At 47.5% G+C, this 21,634-nt stretch carries 22 protein-coding genes; 7 read left to right on the forward strand and 15 right to left on the reverse strand.

Translation table 11 applies throughout. From position 1 onward, the window contains the following. Window positions 1-76: 76 nt before the first annotated feature. From hemY to hemE, 3 genes are read right to left on the reverse strand one after another with little or no spacing between them, the layout of a single operon-like run. A complete protein-coding gene (gene hemY / locus OM416_RS12410; protein ID WP_062833620.1) occupies window positions 77-1,501 on the reverse strand; it encodes a protoporphyrinogen oxidase in 1,425 nt (474 codons plus the stop codon). Then, entirely contained in the window at window positions 1,501-2,451 is a 951-nt protein-coding gene (hemH, locus tag OM416_RS12415) for a ferrochelatase (RefSeq protein ID WP_264929676.1), read from the reverse strand. The genes hemY and hemH overlap by 1 nt, the downstream gene beginning before the upstream one ends. Then, window positions 2,444-3,508 (reverse strand): uroporphyrinogen decarboxylase, encoded by a 1,065-nt coding sequence (gene hemE, locus OM416_RS12420; protein WP_264929678.1) that lies wholly within the window; start codon window positions 3,506-3,508, stop codon window positions 2,444-2,446. The genes hemH and hemE overlap by 8 nt, the downstream gene beginning before the upstream one ends. Before the next feature lie 204 nt (window positions 3,509-3,712). Between hemE and OM416_RS12425 the strand changes: the two genes are divergently transcribed. Further along, window positions 3,713-4,924, forward strand: coding sequence for an MFS transporter (locus tag OM416_RS12425; RefSeq protein ID WP_169478639.1), 1,212 nt, complete (start codon window positions 3,713-3,715; stop codon window positions 4,922-4,924). Window positions 4,925-5,040: 116 nt separating this feature from the next. Here the strand turns inward: OM416_RS12425 and OM416_RS12430 are convergent, their stop codons facing one another. After that, window positions 5,041-6,234 carry a cytochrome P450 gene (locus OM416_RS12430; protein WP_264929681.1) on the reverse strand — a complete coding sequence of 398 codons (1,194 nt, stop codon included), beginning with the start codon at window positions 6,232-6,234 and terminating at the stop codon, window positions 5,041-5,043. Between the two features lie 518 nt (window positions 6,235-6,752). Here OM416_RS12430 and OM416_RS12435 point away from each other — a divergent pair. Further along, the gene (locus tag OM416_RS12435; RefSeq protein WP_264929683.1) at window positions 6,753-7,961 is read left to right on the forward strand and encodes an asparaginase; all 1,209 of its coding nucleotides are present in this window, start codon (window positions 6,753-6,755) and stop codon (window positions 7,959-7,961) included. A gap of 100 nt (window positions 7,962-8,061) precedes the next feature. On the opposite strand, the gene OM416_RS12440 is transcribed toward OM416_RS12435, so the two are convergent. After that, complete coding sequence (locus OM416_RS12440; protein ID WP_264929685.1) at window positions 8,062-8,694, reverse strand: O-methyltransferase; 633 nt, start codon at window positions 8,692-8,694, stop codon at window positions 8,062-8,064. Between the two features lie 239 nt (window positions 8,695-8,933). Between OM416_RS12440 and OM416_RS12445 the strand changes: the two genes are divergently transcribed. From OM416_RS12445 to OM416_RS12460, 4 genes are all read left to right on the forward strand, one after another. Continuing rightward, the gene (locus OM416_RS12445; protein ID WP_264930715.1) at window positions 8,934-10,088 is read left to right on the forward strand and encodes a THUMP domain-containing class I SAM-dependent RNA methyltransferase; all 1,155 of its coding nucleotides are present in this window, start codon (window positions 8,934-8,936) and stop codon (window positions 10,086-10,088) included. A 213-nt stretch (window positions 10,089-10,301) separates the two neighbouring features. Next, entirely contained in the window at window positions 10,302-12,302 is a 2,001-nt protein-coding gene (locus OM416_RS12450) for an LTA synthase family protein (RefSeq protein WP_264929687.1), read from the forward strand. A 79-nt stretch (window positions 12,303-12,381) separates the two neighbouring features. Continuing rightward, window positions 12,382-12,807, forward strand: coding sequence for a cytidine deaminase (locus OM416_RS12455; protein WP_264929688.1), 426 nt, complete (start codon window positions 12,382-12,384; stop codon window positions 12,805-12,807). A gap of 85 nt (window positions 12,808-12,892) precedes the next feature. After that, window positions 12,893-13,618, forward strand: a complete 726-nt coding sequence (locus tag OM416_RS12460) for a DsbA family oxidoreductase (protein ID WP_264929690.1) — start codon at window positions 12,893-12,895, stop codon at window positions 13,616-13,618. Window positions 13,619-13,972: 354 nt separating this feature from the next. Here OM416_RS12460 and OM416_RS12465 read toward each other — a convergent pair whose 3' ends face one another. Both OM416_RS12465 and OM416_RS12470 read right to left on the reverse strand, forming a co-directional pair. Continuing rightward, the gene (locus tag OM416_RS12465) at window positions 13,973-14,803 is read right to left on the reverse strand and encodes an aldo/keto reductase (RefSeq protein WP_264929692.1); all 831 of its coding nucleotides are present in this window, start codon (window positions 14,801-14,803) and stop codon (window positions 13,973-13,975) included. A gap of 175 nt (window positions 14,804-14,978) precedes the next feature. After that, on the reverse strand, window positions 14,979-15,260 hold the full coding sequence (locus OM416_RS12470) for a hypothetical protein (RefSeq protein ID WP_076330379.1): 282 nt from the start codon (window positions 15,258-15,260) through the stop codon (window positions 14,979-14,981). Between the two features lie 149 nt (window positions 15,261-15,409). Between OM416_RS12470 and OM416_RS12475 the strand changes: the two genes are divergently transcribed. Further along, the gene (locus OM416_RS12475; protein ID WP_264929695.1) at window positions 15,410-15,808 is read left to right on the forward strand and encodes a hypothetical protein; all 399 of its coding nucleotides are present in this window, start codon (window positions 15,410-15,412) and stop codon (window positions 15,806-15,808) included. Window positions 15,809-15,907: 99 nt separating this feature from the next. Here the strand turns inward: OM416_RS12475 and OM416_RS12480 are convergent, their stop codons facing one another. The 8 genes from OM416_RS12480 to OM416_RS12515 form a co-directional block, all read right to left on the reverse strand. Continuing rightward, window positions 15,908-16,129 carry a DUF1450 domain-containing protein gene (locus OM416_RS12480; RefSeq protein WP_017689421.1) on the reverse strand — a complete coding sequence of 74 codons (222 nt, stop codon included), beginning with the start codon at window positions 16,127-16,129 and terminating at the stop codon, window positions 15,908-15,910. Between the two features lie 21 nt (window positions 16,130-16,150). After that, window positions 16,151-16,453, reverse strand: coding sequence for a heme biosynthesis protein HemY (locus tag OM416_RS12485; protein ID WP_036609727.1), 303 nt, complete (start codon window positions 16,451-16,453; stop codon window positions 16,151-16,153). Between the two features lie 142 nt (window positions 16,454-16,595). After that, window positions 16,596-16,853, reverse strand: a complete 258-nt coding sequence (locus OM416_RS12490) for a hypothetical protein (RefSeq protein WP_017689423.1) — start codon at window positions 16,851-16,853, stop codon at window positions 16,596-16,598. Between the two features lie 202 nt (window positions 16,854-17,055). After that, window positions 17,056-18,264, reverse strand: a complete 1,209-nt coding sequence (locus tag OM416_RS12495) for a M14 family metallopeptidase (protein WP_264929701.1) — start codon at window positions 18,262-18,264, stop codon at window positions 17,056-17,058. A gap of 236 nt (window positions 18,265-18,500) precedes the next feature. Next, window positions 18,501-19,310, reverse strand: coding sequence for a glutamate racemase (racE, locus tag OM416_RS12500; protein WP_062835969.1), 810 nt, complete (start codon window positions 19,308-19,310; stop codon window positions 18,501-18,503). 221 nt (window positions 19,311-19,531) lie between these two features. Further along, window positions 19,532-19,909 carry a YtxH domain-containing protein gene (locus OM416_RS12505; protein ID WP_264929704.1) on the reverse strand — a complete coding sequence of 126 codons (378 nt, stop codon included), beginning with the start codon at window positions 19,907-19,909 and terminating at the stop codon, window positions 19,532-19,534. A 180-nt stretch (window positions 19,910-20,089) separates the two neighbouring features. Beyond that, window positions 20,090-21,004, reverse strand: coding sequence for a DUF4261 domain-containing protein (locus tag OM416_RS12510; RefSeq protein WP_264929706.1), 915 nt, complete (start codon window positions 21,002-21,004; stop codon window positions 20,090-20,092). A 10-nt stretch (window positions 21,005-21,014) separates the two neighbouring features. Continuing rightward, window positions 21,015-21,476: a DUF86 domain-containing protein gene (locus OM416_RS12515; RefSeq protein ID WP_264929708.1), complete on the reverse strand. Its 462-nt coding sequence runs from the start codon at window positions 21,474-21,476 to the stop codon at window positions 21,015-21,017. Window positions 21,477-21,634: the final 158 nt, after the last annotated feature.

Below are 21,634 nucleotides of genomic sequence, written 5' to 3' on the forward strand. Positions count from 1 at the left end.
ACTTCCAGAGATTCATGTAAAAAAAGCCGTCTCTTCTGTAGATAAATCTACGTTCGAGACAGCTCTCTTGCTGTGCTTAATCTGTCGCTAGTTCTTGTGTAGCCTGGACAGACATTTCCTTCGCTTGTCTGATGCAATCAGGCAAACCTACACCCTCATAACCAGCACCCGCAATGTACACGCCCGGTAATTTGCTGCCAAGTTCCTCACGAAGAGCGGCAATATGTTGGAGGTGTCCCACCGGATACTGTGGCATCGATTTGCGGAGCCGTGTAATCTCCGAGAAGATCGGTACCGCTTCGATGCCCATGGTCTCTCTCAGATCCTTGAGAACCAGATCCGTGAGCGCTTCATCCGGCAGCTCTACGTTCTGTTCGTCACCGGAGCGACCAACATAACAGCGAAGCAGTACTTTATCATCGGGACTGGTATGCAGCCATTTCGTCGATGTCCACGTGCAAGCCGTAATATTACGCCCCTCTTTCCGCGGAACAAGGAAACCCGATCCATCGAATACATGCTCGACCTCTTTTTTCTCAAAAGCAAGCACCACATTGGCTACAGACACATAGTTAATCGCATCCAGTGCCGCTGTGTCCACGTGAGGCTTCAGCAGCTCCGACGCGACATACGTCGGCACAGTAACCACTACATCATCCGCCTCAAGTTGTTCACCATTCTCCAGCTCAACATGGTATCTGGTCTCCGCTCCATCAAGTCGTTGCAGTGACTTGACCGCGGTGTTCAGACGTTGATCCACATCCTGCAGTTCATGAACGAGGGCGTGAACAAGGCTCTGCAGTCCCTGACGAAAGTTCAGAAATGCGCTTCGTTTCGTTCCGGTATGCGTCTCAGCCGGTTTGCGGCCAGTCATCATGCCCCGAATCAGGCTGCCGTAATCGCGCTCAACTTCTCCGAACTGCGGGAAAGTAGCCTGGAGGCTCAATCGCCGCATGTCACCCGCATAGATTCCCGCGAGCAATGGTTCCGTCAAGTTCTCCAGCACTTCTGCTCCAAGACGACGTTCAATCATATAACCGAGCGATTCATCCTCTGTTGTACGACGCGGCGGGATGACAAAATCCATCAACGCCCGCAGTTTGCCTGCCGGAGAAACCAAACCACTTCTCAGGAATGGTCTTAGTTCTGTCGGAATACCCAGAACGAGTCCTGCTGGCATAGGATGAAGCTTGCCACGCTGCATGATATACGTTTTCTTCGATTCCGGATTCTGACTTACCAGTTCATGATCGATCTCCAATTCTTTGGCCAGATCAATCATTGCTGTTTTGCGGGCCAGGAAAGAATCCGGCCCTTTTTCAATCACAAATCCATCCCGGTGTAGTGTCTCGATCATGCCTCCCATGGACGAGCTTTTCTCGACCAAAGTAATCACGGGTTCAACGCCCGCTTCCCGGTAATGCTTGCGGATATAAAATGCCGCGCTGAGGCCGGTGAGGCCACCGCCGACGACAACAACACGGCGTTTCTTGTCACCCATTACTCATCCGACCCTTTTTGCCATTGGCTTATAATAACGTCGCTTAATGTCTCCATGTATAGTGGATCGCTATTGAGAGAATCAATACGCATCAGGCGCATGTCGATCTCTTTGGCAATCGCTTTGGCCTCAATATCGAGATCATAGAGCACTTCCAGATGATCCGAGACGAACCCGATTGGTGCCACAAGTACATCCTCTACCTGTTCACGAGAAAGTTCCTGTAACGTATCCAGAATATCCGGTCCAAGCCACGGTTCAGCTGTTCGTCCAGCACTTTGCCAAGTAAATTGCCAATTGGTAATCCCTACACGTGAGGCAATCACTTCCGAAGTCTCCAGCAATTGTTGCGGGTATGGATCACCCATCTCCACAATACGTGCTGGCAAACTGTGGGCACTGAACAACACCTTCACATCTCCGCGTTTTGCTCCTGCTTCCTCGAACGCATCCAACTTGGCACTGACACGCGTAGACAAAGCCTGAATTAACTTCGGATGCAGATGATAGCTTTCAATAAAGGACATATGAACGCCCAGCTCTTCTGCTTTTTCACGCGCACGTTTGATATAACTACCTACACTCATCGTTGAGAAATGAGGCGCAAGTACAATACCAATGGCTGTCTGAATTCCATCCTTCGCCATCTGTTCCACGCCATCCTCAATAAATGGATAGGCATGCTTCAGTCCTTGATAACAACGGAATTCCACATCAGTGCCACGCTCATCGCGGTTTAACGTCTCCTGCAGAGCCTTGACCTGATTGTCCGTGTTCTCCCGAAGCGGGAATACACCACCAACAATGGCTTCATAACGATCCGTCAGTTCCTTTAATTGCTCAGGTTCAGGCGGCCGTCCTCTGCGGATATGTGTGTAATACGCTTCAACACTCTCCATATTTTCTGGTGTGCCATATGACATCACCAGTACACCTATCGTATTAGTCATTCGTTACCGTCACCCCAGTCTTCAATGCTTCGGCAGAATATTCATGAATATAAGCCGTTAGTTCTCTAAGCTTATCAAGAGATGCTTCAGGAAATAGTCCGTGTCCCAGGTTAAAAATGTACCCCGGCTCCTTGATTCCTTCGTCAATGATCACTTTGGCTTGCTCCTTGATCAGTTCCATCGGTGCAGTCAGCAGATAAGGGTCCAAGTTACCCTGCACGGCGAATTTGCCGCCAAGTCGCTCACGACCTTCCGAAATCGAGACTCTCCAGTCCAATCCAATCACATCGGCTTGCAGATTATGCAGCGCTGGCAACAATTCGCCTGATGCGACACCAGGGAAATAGATCTTCGGTACATTCAAATCCGATAATTCGGTAAAGATACGAGTAATCGTAGGCAACACATATGTTCTGAAGTCTTTGGGAGAAAGTGCTCCAACCCAGCTGTCAAACAACTGGAATGCCTTACCGCCATTCGCAATATGCGCACGGACATATGTAATAACCATATCACCAAGCTTCTGCATCAGCTTATGCCACACCTCAGGCTCGCTGTACATCATCGTTTTGGTGCGGATATACCCTTTCGAAGGTCGGCCTTCGATCAGATAACTTGCAATGGTGAAAGGTGCGCCCGCAAATGTAATGAGAGGCACATCAAGCTCCTTATCCAGAATTCGAATGGTCTCGAGAATATGTGACAGATCTCCTTCTACGTCAATAGGACGCAAACGATCCACATCTGCAGCGGATCGAATCGGATTATCGATGACCGGTCCAATGTTTTTTACAATGTCAAAATCAATGCCCAGTGAGGCAACCGGATTCATAATATCGGAATATAAAATAGCCGCATCTACACCAAGTTTACGTACCGGCATAAGTGTAACTTCAGCCGCCAGCTCGGGTTGTCGGCAAATCTCTAACAAGGAGTACTTTTCTTTAATTTTGCGATATTCAGGATCGTAACGTCCAGCCTGACGCATGTACCATACCGGAACACGGTCTACCTGTTGTTTGAAACTTGCCCGAATCAGTCGATCATTATAGCTCATATAAGAAGCCTCCAATAGTTTTTGGACTCATAATTACCATTATGCCCTTTTTAAACTGCCGTAACAACCACATGCAGATGCGTTCTACGTGACAATACTATGACATTCCTTACACCCATCCCCCATATGCCAATTATGTTATAATGAAAGAATCGTTTTTTTTAGAGAATTACAGAAATATCTTTGAAAGGAAGTGAAAGCACTTTGAAAACATGGAAAGTAAACCTCATTGTGCTTTGGTTCGGACAATTTTTGGTCAATTCGGGCATGACCATGATTACCCCATTTTTGTCCCTTTATCTCGCAAGAGATCTTGGCGTTGTTGGCGAACATGAAATTGGCATCTGGGCCGGATTTATATTTGCAGCCAATTTCCTCACCTCATTTCTGTTCCAACCGCTCTGGGGCAAGTTATCGGACAAGTATGGTCGAAAGGTTATGCTGCTGCGTTCAGGATTCGGGATGGCCATCGTCATTGCCCTTATGGGTCTGGCACAGAACCCTTGGCAGCTTCTCTTATTGCGTTTGCTTAACGGTACCATCTCCGGTTTCAACCCTGCAGCTGTTGCGCTGATATCGGGTACCACACCGAAGGACCGCATGGGTTTCGCCATGGGAATCAGTCAGTCCGGGCAGGTTGCCGGCACAATCCTGGGTCCGCTCATCGGTGGCTTGCTAGCTGATGCGGTAGGCTTCCGCCCCATTTTCTACATTACAGGTGGACTGATCTTCGTCGCTTCCATGCTCGCCATGTTCCTGGTGAGAGAGAAATTCGACCGTCAAGAAGCAGCCAAACTGCCGGCACAATCCGTATTGTCCGGTCTGAAAGAATTGAATAAGTCACCTCAACTGCCTGCACTGTTTGCTGTGACGTTTCTGTTACAGTTTGCGATGATTAGCCCCATGTCACTCTTGCCGCTGTATGTGCAGAAATTGCATGCTTCGGATGTAAATGTGGCCTTCTGGGCAGGTATGGTCGGTGCAGTTACAGGACTATCCAATATGGCCATGTCTCCGATTCTCGGGAAGCTGAGTGACCGGATCGGCCCTCACAAGGTGCTTACGTTCTCACTCATAGGAACAGGACTCATGCTTATCCCGCAGGCATTTGTTCAGACCGTGTGGCAGCTCATTCTTGTTCGTTTCATGATGGGTGTGTTCATGGGTGGCCTGCTTCCAAGCGTCAACGCCCTGATCCGTTCCTATACATCAGATAGCATGATTAGCCGGGCATTCAGTTTTAATACGAGCACCCTGGCGCTAGGCAACATGCTTGGAGCGATTATTGGTGGCTTTATGGCAGGATTCATCGGGATTGAAGGTCTGTTTATCGTCTCTGGTGGACTGCTGCTGCTTAATATGGTTTGGGTCAGATTCAAATTGTATAACAAACCTGCTTCAATCCGGGAATCCTGATTCCTTATCCATTATTTAACTAGTGCATCTCACCGCTCCATCTGAAAAAGCCGCTTCCAGCGCCAAATTGGCCTGAAAGCGGCTTTTGTCATTCATATGTTATTTCATTCACTTATTTATTCATTGAATTGTATCGGATAATGTTTCACCCCAAACACAAAGGCACTTTGTATCGGTTGCAGATCCGTTCCCGGCACAAGCTGAATGCGCTCCATGTGCTGAAGCAACGTATGCAGAACGACCCTTGCCTCCAAACGAGCGAGCGGCGCACCCAGACAAAAATGAATGCCAAATCCAAATCCCATATGCCTGTTCGGCTTGCGATCAGAGATGAAATCTTCCGGGTGTTCGAATTGAGCACCATCCCGATTGGCTGATCCAACCCAGGAAATCACCTGTTCTCCAGCCTGTATCGTCTGTCCATTCAGCTCTACAGTTTCCTTGGCGACCCGCCCAATGGCAACAATTGGCGGATAATATCGCAACGTCTCTTCAATCGCAGTAGTAATCCGTTCAGGATGTTCGCGCAACTCCTGCTGTAGATCGGGTTGTTCAGACAATATACGAACCGCATTGGTAATCAGGTTTGTTGTTGTTTCATTACCAGCAGCAAGCAAGAGAATACAGAAACCGACCACTTCCTCGGCGGTTAACTGCTGACCATCAATCTCCGCAGCAAGCAGTAACGAGATCAGATCATCCTTCGGCTGCAACCGACGTTCTTCCATAATGCCAGTGAAATAGGTATGCAGTTCCTGTGTATTTCTTTTTTTCTCCTCCAACAGCTCCTGAAAAGCCTCTTCACTGTCATTACGCGCACCTTTCACCAACACATCAGACCAGTCCTTGAACTTTTGACGATCCGTTGCAGGGACTCCGATCAATTCAGCAATCACAATGACGGGCAATGGCATCGCAAGGTCATCAATAAGTTCCATATGTCCTTCTGACAGGTGTGGAGCAATTAACTCATCTGTAATTTCCTGAATACGCGGAGCCAACGCTTCAATTGCCTTGGGTGTAAACGCCTGATTCACCAGATCACGCAGCTGTTTGTGCTTGGGAGGGTCTGTTGTCAGCATGCTCGTATTGGCACGGTCACGTGCAGAAGAGAACAGTTTCGGGTTTTTCAACACATACTTCACATCTTCATAACCGAAAACATCCCAACATTCTCGATGCTCATCATATCGGACTGGAGTGTTATCACGAAGCTCTGCGTACACCTGGAAGGGAGATAGCCGCTCTTCCAAACTCTCTAATTCACGAATCGGAATGTAATTTGCATACTTTCTGGGTGCCTGTTTCATCGTTTCTCCTCCAATCAATATTATATATTTATTTACATATGTTAATCACCCCTATTATAAACAAAACTCCATAACGAAACCAATCTTTGGAACGTAATTGAGACCCATTACCTACTACACGTTACTAATTACCTCTCGTTATGCTAGCCTGTGTGATAAATATTAGTTGTAGAATGGTCCACTTCTGCTATAAACCCGCATTCAACATTCCCTCTCTTGAAATGCTTCATTTTATCAGGACAAAAGCCTTATTATGTAATATTAACTAACACAAAAATATCTGATTATTCTTCAAAACTACTAATTCCATCTCTATTCTAGCTTTGCCAGAATGAATTTTCTTTCATTTTACCTTATAAATAATCAGTATACTCCTAATATCTATGAATGTAACCGATTACTCTATCAATATCTACAATTGTCATATTACTTAACATGAAATACAATCAATTTGAAATGGTATACATATTCTTCTTAACAAACTTAACATCACACTTACTTGAAGGAGAGTGCTATTCATGAGAAAAACATCCAATCTTCGTCCCTGGGCCGTATGGAGTACCGCAGCTTTAACAGCTTTAACGATCTCGTTGTCCCCCATCGGAACCTACGCTGCGCACGCAGCTACTGAGGTAAAAGGAACAACTGGCGCTGTTCAGACAGCACCTACTACTCCGGCTCGCAATACTTCCATCCCTGCTGTACCGGACTCCTCCAAACAATCCGCACTTCCCAATGTATTGGTGATTGGAACTGGTGGAACGATCGCTGGTCAATCCGAGGATGCAACCAGCTTCCAGAACTACAAGGCAGGTACGCTTCCCATTGGAGAGATGGTAGACGCCTTACCGGATAAGCAGAAGATTGCTGATGTTAGCACGCTCCAATTCGGAAATTCAGGTTCAGGCTCCTATAGCATGGCTGATCTCTATGACTTGTCGCAGACGGTAGATAAAGCTCTTGCCCTGTATGACAGCGTTGTGGTCACCACGGGTACAGATACAATGGAGGAAATCGCCTATTTCCTCGATATGACGGTTCAGAGTGACAAACCGGTCGTGATCACAGGCTCCATGCGTCCATGGACTGTCATCGGCTCTGACGCTCAAGCCAATCTGTACAACGCCATTAAACTTGCAGGCAGTGGTCGTACCACTTCATTCGGAACAGTACTGATGTTGAATGACACCATCCAACTCGCACGCGGTGTAAGCAAAACGAATGATTATCGGACAGATACGTTTGAGACACCGATGCTCGGTGCCGTAGGATATATTGATGAAGAAAACATTCGAATCTACCGTGCTCCTGCACGCGCCTTGAAACCTGAAGGCACTGCGAAGCCCGTATTCGATCTGAGTAAAATCACAAAAGCTGATCTCGCCAACGTGGAAATTGCGATCTCTTATCAAGAAGCTGGAGGCGGAGCCATCGAAGGGTTCGTGAGCAACGGCGCACAAGGCATCGTAACCTCCGGTACAGGAGCTGGCGGTATCTCCAGAGCTATGGGACAAGCTCGTACCAAAGCCATTGAGGAAGGTGTAATCTTCGTGACCACCACTCGGACGGGTTCAGGAAGTGTATACGGGGGTGGAAAAGGTATCATTGCCGGCGACAACCTGAGTCCACAACAAGCTCGTGTGTTATTGATGCTTGGACTATCCTTCAGTGATGATTTTGACACCATCAAAAAATGGTTCGAAACGTACGGAACACCGGAAGTATAAGAAAGCACTCATCCTTTATAAATCTGGACAAAAAGAAGAGACGACACGCCCCTGACATTCAAGGTGTGTCGTCTCTTCTTTTTGTTACCTCAACCTCTTCTCACTTCACCCAAGCAAGTACGAGCCCATCGTAGTCTGGCAACATGGTGGTGACGAGACGTGGGTCACTTGCCATCTGTTCATTGAAGCGACGAACCGCAAGCACGGCCGGACCCTGCTTGTCCGGATTCAGCGTACGACCACGTAGGAAACAGTTATCACCCACAATGACAGCACCTGGCCGAGCCAGCTTAATAGCATAGTCGAGATATACCGGATAATTTTCCTTGTCTGCGTCAATAAAGAAGAAATCGAATGTACGACCTTCCTGTTGCAATTGCTCCAGGCTATCTGCCGCCGGGCCAATCCGGTACTCTACCTTTTCGCCAAAACCGCCTTCTTCCAGATGACCACGCGCCATTGCCGCATATTTCTCTTTCAGTTCCAGAGACGTCAGGGTCCCATTTTCACGCAATCCGCGTGCAATGCAGATCCCGCTGTAACCGCCCAGCACGCCGATTTCGAGCGCAGCTTCTGCTTTGGATGTCTTGGCTAGAAACGTGAGCAAACGTCCATACGCCGCAGCAACCGAAACTTCCGGCATACCGTTCGAACGGATGGCCTCTTTCACTTTCAGCAAAAGGTCATCCTCTTGAAATAATTGATTCACATATTCATCAGGGGTCAGATTCACCACTAAAATCCTCCTTGGACACTTGGACTGCTTTCCATATGGATGCCAATGTTCTATAATAAATGTTTGTTATCAACACAGGTGGTTGACTGGTGCATCATCTCGAGAGAGGAATGCATACGTTCACCGCATTTCTCATTGTAAGTTTTTTCACGGAAAGCGGCAAGGCCGCACCGTTACTATACAGCAGAGAGAAGGATATTCCTTCTCCAGCTTGAAATGGAGTTGAAATGAATCACATGGCTCAATTGCAATTGATTGCGACCTCGGCGATGGGACTCGAGGCTGTTGTTGCCCGGGAACTAAAGCAACTGGGGTATGAGGATGTTACGATCGACAATGGACGGGTTTTCTTTACCGGGGATTATATTGATATTTGCCGGTGTAATCTGTGGCTGAGAAGTTCGGATCGGGTATTGGTCAAAATGGGTGAATTCCCTGCTACAACATTCGACGAATTGTTTGAAGGCACCAAAGCACTTCCATGGGAAGAGTGGATTCCTACTGACGGCGAATTTCCTGTAGAGGGTCGCTCCCAAAAATCTCAGTTGAGCAGCGTACCTGCATCACAAGGGATCGTGAAGAAAGCAATCGTAGAGAAACTGAAACTGACTTATGACACGGAGTGGTTCCCAGAGGATGGGTCTCGTTATGTGATTGAGGTCATTCTGCTGAACGATCGCGCCCTGCTTACTTTGGATACAACGGGACCAGGTCTGCATAAACGGGGTTATCGTAAACTCGTCACCGAAGCACCACTGAAAGAAACACTTGCTGCAGCTCTTATTCAGCTCAGTCGCTGGAATGTATCCCGCCCCTTTTATGATCCATGCTGTGGATCAGGCACAATGCTAATTGAAGCCGCTATGATCGGCTGGAACATTGCACCAGGACTTCGTCGTACCTTCAACTCCGAGGACTGGGCTGTCATTCCTGAAGAATTGTGGGAACAGGCGCGCGAAGAAGCATTCGATGCTGTACGTGACGATATCCCGTTACAGATTTCAGGTAGCGATATTGATCCCGAAGCGATTGAAGTTGCTATGGCAGCAATCAAGAGTGCCGGCTTCGCCAAAGATATTGAAGTCAGCGTCCTGCCCGCTCATCGCGCTAGACCACAGGGTGATTACGGTGTCATCATTACCAACCCTCCATATGGTGAACGTTTGAGTGAAGAGAAAGAGGTTCAGAAGTTGCTCCGCTCATTAGGGCGCAGTTATCTCGACATGCCAACATGGTCCTTTTTCGCAATCACATCGACCAAAGCTTTCGAGGAGTATTTCGGTCATAAGGCAGACAAGCGTCGCAAATTGTTCAACGGACGAATTGAAACCCAGTACTATCAGTATTTGGGCCCACTGCCCCCACGAAATAAAGCACCACAATCTTCATAACTGTTTCGAATATAAAGTGCTCCTGCCATCTATGGCTGGAGTGCTTTTTTGTGCGCTATTCTGTTCATATGAATTCGCCGTCATCGGCCTTCGTTTGGATAGAAATCAATTCATCCTTAGGCATAGTTGAAAACCCATGGGGCCACGCTATAATGGATGGAGCCCTATTTTACATTCCGATTACAAAACAACGAAAGCAAGGGGGACATACATATGGTTGTCACTCGCCCTACGCGCAGCTCCATGCCACGCGGGCTTCTGAATCATCCACTAACGTTATATCTTATTTTTCTTGTGCTCATGCTGCTCAAACTCATGTGGCTCCATCACAATCTGCACGCCTATAACATTACGATGGGACTGCTGGATAAAGTCATTGCTACTGGATCACTTCTTCTCCTGTCCTTCTGGACCTGGTGGCTGCCACGTAGAGGCATGATCGTGTCTCTCGCGGTGCTTAACCTGCTGCTTACCGCACTAATCTATGCCGATATGGTGTATTATCGCTATTTCCAGGATTTCTTGACCATCCCGGTATTGTTGCAGGCCAGACAAGTTGACGCATTGGGTGACAGTATTGCTACATTGATCTACACAAGCGATCTTTGGTTCTTTGCCGATTGGCTTGTCGTCATTCCATTCGCAGCTATCGTACTGTTCAGCAGACGTTACCGTTCGAAGCACGCCAGTGCGTCTGTTCAAGGTTATGGTAGTTATACGTATAATGATCGCAAGGCGGGGATGCGCCGCCGTCTCACTGCCGGCAGCATTGCCCTTGTGCTGGGACTGGGTCTCGCAGTCGGCCCGATTTATTTTTACAGCAAAACATGGGCCAAGGGCCTGTTTGATAACAACTGGTGGAATGTATCCATGTACAATGTGACTGGACTTCTCGCTTTTCATGGTTATGATCTGTACAACTATGCCAAAGATCACATTGGCTCCGGGCCGCAGGCTGAACCCGCAGATGTTGAACAGGCAAAGGCATTCTTCGCTGAAAGGCAAGGAGCTGAACCGCAGAACGATGCCTTGTTCGGCAAATATAAGGACAGCAATGTCATCATTGTCCAGGGTGAGGCTTTTATGAACTTCATGATTGGCCAAAGCATTGGCGGTCAGGAGATCACACCACATTTTAATGAACTGATGAAGGAAAGTCAGTATTATAGTCACTTTTACCACCAGACAGGTCAGGGCAGAACGTCCGATGCCGATTTTGGAGCAAACATCTCACTGCATCCGCTTCCGGTTGGATCCGCGTTTGTACGCTATGCAGACCATACGTATGATTCCCTCCCTTCCATTCTGAAGGATAACGGGTATAGCACCAACGTATTTCACGCTTATGAGAGTGGCTTCTGGAATCGGTATACGATGTATCAGAACATGAAGTACGACAAGTTTTATAGTAAAAATGATTTTGCACAGGATGATCCGCTTGGCTGGTCCCTGTCTGACGAATCCTTTTTCCGCCAATCCGTTGAGAAAATGAGCAGTGAGGTGACCGAACCGTTCTATTCGTTCCTCATTACACTCAGCAGTCACCACCCATACGCCTTACCTAAAGAGAAGCAGCAGTTGGATGTAGGTGAGTTCCAGGGAACAATGTTCGGTGATTATCTGCAATCGGTTCATTACGTGGATTCGGCGCTCGGCAAGATGGTGGAGGATCTGAAAAATCGGGGATTATGGGAAAATACCATCTTTATGTTCTACGGGGACCACGACAACTCGATTAAGGAACAATTCCAATACGAACAGTTCCTGGGACGTTCACTTAACGAACTGGATATGGCACAGATCATGAACGAGGTGCCTCTGCTCGTGCATTTACCGGACGGAGCAGCTGCCGGAACCATCGACGAACCTTCGGGACAACTGGACATCACGCCATCCGTGCTGCATCTGCTCGGCGTATCCGACCAGTCCTATTATCATATGGGTAACGACGTATATGACGGGTCTGCACGTACGGTTGTGCTGCGTAATGGCGCGTTATCGGATGGTTCTGTATTCTATATTCCATCGGATGATTATATCTATGAGAGCGGTGCTTGTTATGACCTGTCCACACGCGACAAAACGGATATCAATGCATGTCGTCCCGCTCATGATGAAGCATCCAAGCGATTACACGTCTCGGACACGGTCACTACCTATGATTTGATTCAGCGCTTTCGAGAGGAAGACAGTGGAGCAGCAACATCACAATGAGCAATATCGTAATGACAAACTAAACAAATACACGAAATATTGAATTGAATTGGATTAAAAAAAGCGGAGCTCTCATTACATGACACCACACACAGGACCATTTAATATTGAACAACAATTGTTCGATGCAGCCACAAATTTTGTGCAGCAACGTTATCCTCAAGGATGGGGCGGTGCGGGTGCAGTCTATACCGAAGCTGGTTCCCTGCTGATTAGCGTAGCTCCAGAGGTCATCAACGACGCCACGCATCTGTGTATGGAAACAGGGGCTTATCTGGAAGCTCACAAATTGAATGAACGCATCACCCACTCCCTCTGTATCGCTCGTGATGACGAGCATTCGGAATTCAAGGTCCTTACGCCCTGCGGCGTATGCCAGGAACGCTTGTTTTATTGGGGTGAAGAAGTGAAGGCTGCCGTATACGACCCTGCTGGTCAGTTGGTTTTCAAAAGACTGGATGAGATCCAACCTCACCATTGGTCCAAGGCATACCGGGATAAATAGCAAACTCCTTGCGAATTATAGAAAGTGGCTTTATAATTGTAACCATATTAGTTTCAACTAAAAGAATGATGGAGGTTTTAAGAAAATGAACATTGAGATATGGTCTGATTTTCTGTGTCCATTCTGTTATATCGGCAAACGCCGCCTAGAGAATGTATTACAACAGTTTCCACACCGTGATGAAGTGAAGCTGCAATTCAAAAGCTTCGAGCTTGATCCGAACGCTGCATTGAACCCAGGCAAAACCAATACAGAATACCTGGCTTCCAAATATAATATTAGCGCGGAGCAGGCACAAGGCATGAATGCTCAGATGAATGCCAATGCTCGCACGGCAGGACTGGAATACAATATTGATGCCATGATCCCTACCAATTCCTTCTCAGCTCACCGATTGACGCACTGGGCGGATACACAAAGCAAAGCGCTTGAACTAAGTGAGCGAATATTCCAAGCTGTGTTCATTGAAGGAAAACACTCAGGAGACCCTGAAGTATTGGCTCAGCTGGCAGAGGAAGTCGGCTTGGATCGCAATGCAGCTGCGGCTGTACTGTCCAGTGATCAATTCACCGACAACGTCCGCGCTGACCAAGCGGAAGGCGAGCAACTAGGCATCCGCGGTGTGCCGTTCTTCGTATTCGACCGCAAGTTCGCCGTGTCGGGCGCTCAGCCTGACGAGGTATTCCTGGATGCCATCCAAAAAGCATGGGACGAACGCTCCCCTTTCACCATGGTTGAATCCAACACAACAGAAACAGACGGCAGTGGCATCTGCACAGATGACGGACGCGAAGTCCCGAAAAAAAATTAAGCCAATTCGCACACAAAGCAGCAGGATCAGGGGATATTTCCCGATCCTGCTGCTTTTTTATATGCTTCTTAATTACCCACCAAATCTAAAGATGGATTTATAATTTTCACGATAACGGAGTGGGCAGAAAAAAGCTGGAGAAGCGGAGCGCTCGCATTTATCACCGGATTTCTCCCTTGATACAGGGAATTTCAAAAAAATCCGGGGATAACGGCGATCGAAAGATTATTCTGCACAAGTAGTGTCTTAGTGTGACCGATTATGCTCACATCTTAAACCCACGAAGAACGATTCCGTAACCGGAACAAACACAAGTAGTTCATCAAACACTTATATTCAATTAGCGCCACCCACTTAATCCCAGAATAATTGATCCGGATGTGGTCCAGTCCGCTTATCCGAATCCAGTGCATCAATCAGTTTCAACTCATCCGGTGACAATTCAAAGTCAAAGATGTCCGCATTCTCACGAATCCGCTCCGGTGTAACCGACTTCGGAATCGTCACAATCTGATTTTGAATGTCCCAACGCAAAATAATCTGTGCCGGTGTTTTCCCATATTTCTGGGCCAACGCTTTAAGTGTCGACTCTTGGTTCAGCTTACCCTTCATAATAGGACTCCATGCCTCCAACTGAATTCCCTGCGCCCCGCAAAAATCCTGAAGTTCCTGCTGGATCAGACCCGGATGCAGCTCTACCTGATTCACCGCAGGCACCGTTCCGCCTTCATCTATGATATCTTGCAAATGATGTACTTGAAAGTTACTCACACCAATCGAACGGATGCTTCCTTCGCTATATAGACGTTCGAATGCTCTCCACGTCTCCTTGTACTGGTCTCTACCAGGCCAGTGAATTAAATAAAGATCAATCACATTCAGTCCAAGTGCCTTCTGACTGGCTTCAAATGCTCTCAACGTTGAATCAAATCCCTGATCCTCGTTCCAGAGCTTGGTCGTCACAAACAGTTCGTTACGGGCAACGCCACTGCTTGCGATAGCTTGTCCTACTTCTTCCTCATTGCCATAGATGGACGCGGTATCAATACTGCGATATCCAACCTCCAAAGCGGTCTCAACCGCCTGTTGTACTTCCTTACCTTTTGCTTTATAAGTTCCAAATCCTAGCCATGGCATCGTTACTCCGTTGTTCAGAATCGTACAATCTGTAATATGTTTTGTCATTCTGTACCTCCCGTATGGAATTTTGCCTGCTCTTGTTCTATTAACCTTCTCACAGAATTTTAAGCGACCATTCGACATACTATCAGAGTAAACCCATGGATCGGGAATCTTTGCAAAAGATATGAAAAACCCGCAAAGCATTGCTGCCCTGCGGGTTCTGGTGTGAACAGGAACGTTATTGATTCCCTTGACCGTGCTGACTCTGGATGGAATTCAATCGTCTCTTCTCCTCGATGAACATCTCTTCTGCCAGCTCAACACCTTGCCCGCCGAGTGAAAGCTCTGCTTGACGCATCGCCTGCTCCGTATGTGCCAAACGACGTTCCGCCTGTACAATGGTCTGTGCCGTCGGATGAGACATGGCCTGAGATACAGCATAATGAAGCTTGTTCACCGCATTTTGCGCCTGAGATACAGTAGTATCAGCCTGCAAACTGGAATCATAACGCTTCGGCATGAGTATTCCTCCTTGGGATGATCATGTTCCTGTTACCCCTTTAGGATGGATAACACAAGTCTTCCTTATTCTCTTTTGCATTTTTATCGTAACCTTAACCTGTCTTACTGCGTTTATAAGGTACCCATCCCGGTTTAGGAGGACATCATTTGAAGAAAAAAGTATTGACTCTGTGCATGTTGCCCTTGCTCATTTGGATACAAGGTTGCGCTCCTGCAACATACGAGATAACAGGCTATACGGGATCATACATTAACCCAGACATTCCAGTTCCAAGCAATGCCAGGCTTATTGAAGGCATAGCTTATTCCGATGATCCTAACCTTAAAAAAGGCGCTAATTACGAACTGAAACATATTGGGGGTGAGCAAGGACTATACCCGCCAATGGATTATTTTCAGAAGTTAGCGGATACAGGTTGGGTCGAATTGAAGGAAAAACGAATGGGACATGTACATTTTCTGAAAAAGGATAATACAGTCATCGCCATTGAAATTCAAGAAAATACTTTTCAAATTACTGAAATGATGAAGGATGCCGCATTTTAAAGCAGCCTTTCACTGTTACCCAAACGCAAAAAAGGAGAGGCACATCGCCCCTCCTTGCGGATGTTTGAACTCTTCGTTCAATTTCCTTGTTATATCCTGTTACTTCACGAACTTTGCGACTTTGGCGAGCACTTCTTCTTCTGTCGGCGCACTGATATACCGACCATTAATAAAGACAAATGCACGTTTCGCGCAAGGACCGCAATAGGATTTGCACCCAATCTTGATCTCCGTGTCTGGAGCCATTTTTTGCAACTTGGGCACAATCGATTTCAGTCGGACATGATTACATTTTTCGCATACGCGGATATCGTTAGCCATGAGTTCCCCTTCTTCGCGCCCTTAGTGGTCGCCGTGATTACCTTGGGACGGATTCGTAATAACGAAGCCCTCTTCCGGGAAGTAGAGGTAGTCAATTTTAACACCGTTCAACAAAGGCTGATCATTCGCGAGAATGACATCAATCTCTTTATCGGTAGATACAACCGTATCATTTTCTTTTGGTGTGTCGATATCCAGGCCGTAGTGAGCATGGTCACCATGTGCATGGGTGATGACAACGCGCAGTTTTTTTCCTTCGTTCTCCGGCTTGTCCAATTCAAGCTTCAATACTTTAGCAGCATTACGCGTAATTTTGCAGTTCATTCTCTTCATCTCCTATATTGTAATTGCTGGTTTCAACAATTTCAGCATTCTTAAACTACAGCATCTATTGTAAAGAAAGTTACCGCTCTTCGCAATAACATTGATGCGAATTCAATGTTAAACTGATCCATTTAGGCACAAATTAAGAAGGAGCCCCTTCCTGAAGCACAGGATATTTGCGTTCTGCACGGCTTACAAACCAGTTCATCAGAATCAAAGTCACCCCGATATCATCGATGGGCATAAACGGCATTACGTCCGGAAGTACCCAGTATAACAGCGCCGGAATAATAAACAACAGCTTCTCTCCCAAAGGAATCTGCGGAGCCCGGAGCAACCGGGGGAGCCTTTTGAAAACTTGTGTCCATCGTTTGAACGACAGCAGTCTTCTCCACTTCATATGAATCCCTCCGTTACATTATATATGTCGCCGAAACGGCACATCCATCATTACCCGTTCGAAAACCATTCAGAACGAATGACATAGTATGTGATTTCAAAAAAATAAAAACGGAACGTCGCTCATAGCGTCCGTTCCTGTTATACGAATAATCTACCGTTAAGTTTCACAACTTCATAACCATAACCAAGCCTTAAACCCATTACCCATTGGATAACAGTTCAGCCAGCAACATGCCGACTTCTATACAGATATCATCAAACTGTTCTACGGGAAGCGGGTTAACACCCAATCCGACCTCCACCGTGAAGCCTGGTTTACCAAACGCTTGGATAAACCAGTCTTTGTATCCGGCATCACTTCCGCCGAGCTTCACCGCCTTGTAGCCTGAAGCTTTGGCGAGTCTGCGCGACAGTGGCGCGCTCTCTCTGGGTTCCAGGTCACGGTAGTTCCAATAGATTTCCTGTCCCTGACTATGGAGGGAGACAACCGCAGCGAATGCGTGTTCCTGCGTCCACTGTGCAAGTGCCTGTGCCTCCGGCTCTGTCAAAGGAGCTGTTCCGGCATAATCCCGGGGACCAGGTGAGGTCACCCCTCGTCTTGCTGCCTCTTCATCCCAATGGGCGGGAAATTGATCATTCAGATCCACCCCTCTAATATTGGCCTTCCAATGGGTAAAATGTGATCTGTCGGCATTCCAGGCTAACAACTGCTGTGCATGCGGATGCTGATTGACGACACCTTCCTGAACCAGTTCGACGCCGTCCGGATTAACCATCGGCACTGCCCAGAGTGTTGTCTCTTGCATCCAGCGTTCTGTCTGGAATTGATGCCATGCTTTATGCGTATGATATGCCTGGGCATATTCTTCGATAAACTTCATCAGTACTGCGGTTGTCAGCCACTCATTGGCATGAACGGAAGCATTAACATGAATATGCCTCTTTCCTTGGCCGATACGCAAATAAGGTAGTGACTTGCCCATGACACTCGTTCCAATCGAACCCGTTTCGATAAACGGGTATTGATTTCCCAGCTTTTTTATATCCCTGATTAATTCTCGATAACCATACTCTCCCTGAATCTTCACAATAGTTTTTCCATTCGAAGCCGGAATATGAATACAACGCCCAACCCAGTCGGCAATATTAGCGATTTCGGGATTGGCCTGGCGCAACACCTCTTCGTCCAGACCAAAGCGAGCTGCTATCCCGCCTACACTTTCTCCAGATGGTACAGCATACCTACGACCAGTCCCGGGGACAATACGCAGCATCTGACCTGCTAGCAGGTAAGGCTGGGAAGCCGCTTCCGGGTTCAGTGCAGCAAGTAACTCTTTGGTCATACAGTGTGCTGACGCAATTCGCAGCAGCGTATCTCCCCGCTGAACGATAATCCACTGCTGTTCCATGTTGTTCTCCTTTCCACAGGAAAAGATCGTTCTCCTGTCCGGTTCTCACCTATCACCAATTTCGTGTCTGTATTATATGTATGCAAGCCGGGTTGTCCGTCATGTGACATGAATCATGTTCATCCCCTGTTCATGCGGAATCATGACAAAAAATCCCGGAACTCCACAGTTCCGGGATGTCGTACAGCCAATATACATTAATTATAAGTCCTATTCATGCGTACTTTTGCGTATAACTATGGTAATTGCGTCACTTGCCAGACCACTGGGGTCTTTGAGATCTGCTCTCCCAACCATCGGCGGGTGATATTCTGGAACATACGAGGGTCGCCAGTGCAGAAAAATTGATGCACCGGGGTTTCATCCCCACTTGCCAGCTTTCGTTTATCATATAAAATCGTACTGATTTCCCGTGCCGTTTCATCTGCCGAACTGATTAACTTCACTTCCTGTCCCATAACATCCTGAATGGTGTCCATGAGAAAAGGATAGTGTGTACAACCCAGAATAAGACAATCAATTGGCTGTTGCTTGATCTCATCCAATGATTGCTCCACCGTATGTGTCGTGTGCTCGGAACGAAATTCACCTTGTTCTACCAACGGCACCAGCGCCGGACAAGCCTGACTGACCACATCGATGTAGGGGGACAACTGCTTAAGCGCCGAGGTATAAGCCCCACTCCCAATGGTACCCACGGTACCGATCACACCAATGCGTCCTGTACGTGTCGCTGTGATGGCTGCCCGCGCTCCCGGATGTATAACACCGATGACAGGCACATTCACCTTGGCACGGATATAATCCAGCGCGGCGGCTGTCGCTGTGTTACAGGCGATAACGATAACCTTCGGATCGAATTGGATCAAGAAATCAACGATTTGTTCCGTAAATTGTTTCACTTGTTCGGACGAACGGGGTCCGTACGGTGTCCGGGCAGTATCCCCAAAATAAATGATCTTTTCCCGCGGGAGCTGACGCATCACTTCCTTGGCGACGGTCAATCCCCCCACACCGGAGTCTAATATAGCGATTGCTTGCTGCACGAACACACCGCTTCCTTCTTCATTGAATTGGTTCTCAAAACGATTGTTTCCCAAAGCTTTCTTCCTACCGTATGAACGTTACGGCAAAAAGGTACCTACATCTTACCCGATTTCATCACAGGGTTCAAATAAAATCCCGCGCACTGTGTCATCTCCATATGGACACACAACAAAGCAGGCTCTCCTCTAAATCGAGGAAAGCCTGCAATTCCAAGCTTTGCTTAGTTGTCGTCCTTGGACTCATCCACAGGAAGCTTCGCTACAATATCGATTCCGGACTCATCCGCTGCTTTGTCCGTATCGGGTTCTGTAATGACTGCGGAAATGCGGATTTCTTTGCCTTCAGCGCAGTTCCGCCAGGATTGAATATCCTGAATCACAACATCTGCGGTCTCTTTGACCTTGGATACGATCTGTGAACTTTGTTCGCCCATTTTGCCAGCCAGTTCCTGACCTTTCTCCGATACCTGACGAGCACCCTCTGTAATATCCTGACGAAGCTCGCGTCCTGATTTCGGTGCCAGCAACAATGCCGTTACTGAGCCTACCACGGAGCCGATCAGAGCTCCCCACAACAAACTTTTGTTAGAATCCTTCACGTCACATCTCTCCCTTTAGTATCGTTTAAGTACCGGATCAGAAGCAACGGCCTGTCGCTCACCCATCCGGGCGAATGCCTACTCTGTTGATGCATTATAAGCAGCACAGGCTTGACTTGACACTCCAGATGTTAAAAATAATCTGAACGCCCTCTTTGCATCTGTCATTACCGGTTAAACTTAGTTCTGACGAGCAGGCTCCAGTTCAGCAGCTGCATGCTCATCCCCAGGGTGCAAATCAACAACATAGCGTCCTGGTGCAATCAGTGCCGCCTGATGCTCACACCGCCAGCGGCGTCCGCCGGAAGAACCCAGTGTCTGTCCATCCTGCAGAACATCCCCTTGATCAAATATGTAATACGCTGCACCCAGTAAGGTCTGGGCCACCGTATCCGGATCAAGACCTACGAAGTGACACTGTACATCAGGCACACCCAGCGCAGACAGTCCTACGGTATCCATGACCAACTCACGCTGTTCCTCCGTACCTCCGGCCTGATACATTCGAACGTTCATGGCCGCATACAGATGTTCCTCACGTTCCTGAGCTTGCGTATATGCTTCCGGTTCAACCAGCTTATCACTGCCATACCAATACAGCGCATCACAGGTCAAACTCTCCATGATTGCCAGTACAGTTTTCTGAAAAAGCTCCAAGCGCTGTTTGCGAGGCATAGCCGCCGTGAACATGTCATGTATCCGAATGGAGTAACGTGCAGCTTCTACAGCTTGTCCCGCTTCCGGCCAATGCCATGCTTGCTGCAAAGCCCCGCCAAAGCGTGCACGATCTGCAATTTCATTGACAGGAAGCATGCAGGTCTGTGCAGGAATATCTCCTTCCTGGAAAGATACCTTGTGGTTCAGATGATAGAAGACCAGCATTTCATGGTCCTGCTCTGCGCCCCCTTGCTTCACATCCAGTCGGACTTGTCCAGTGTGACGAATCATCGCTTCCTGCAATCGCAGGCGATCCACCTCCGGACGTTCCCGGAACAAGAGTTCAACCATATATACCGGATGGAATCCGGAAGGTGTTTCATTTGCATCTTTACTTTCAGTATTCACTTCATTGAATTCTTTTGATTCATTTGTCATGCGATTTCCCTCATTCCTTACGCTGTCCCTCGGGCTGTGCCCCATTGAAAGGACCAAGTTCTTTTTCCACGTAGTCGCTAACCTGAATAGTAAAATGTTCAAGTATACCCGGTAACGCTACGCTAAGCGGATGAAGCTCAGTCCGCTCCCAACTGTAATAATCCTGCACCAGTGGCTTACGTAACGTGACAAGCTGACGCAATGCCTCATAGGTCGAATTGTCAAAAACCTTTTCTTCATAATTAATCTGAATAATGTCATCATAACTGCTCGCATCTCTCATGATGAAGCCGTCAATCAGATAACTCCCCACATCGGTAACAATCTCAATCGCCAGGTGAAGACAACGTTCCTGTACCATCCCCAGCATGAGACTGCCATCCCAGGCCTGAGCTGACCGGCGCAGCCCTTCGGCCACTTCCGGTACAGCATCAAGCCGGCGAGCAATCTGTTCTCTGTTCACATAATACATTCGTTCACTTCCCGTTCAGTGAATTATCGGTTCCGTTTCCCTCTTCGCTTAAGCCAGAATATCATCACAGGACAAGCGATTAGAAACACAACAAAAATATATAAAAATTCCATAACGTCTCTTAAATCGCTCATGCAGAGTCCCCTTTATCTCAACGT

It is taken from the genome of Paenibacillus sp. LS1 (assembly GCF_026013365.1).
In the GTDB taxonomy this organism is placed as follows: Bacteria; Bacillota; Bacilli; order Paenibacillales; family Paenibacillaceae; genus Paenibacillus.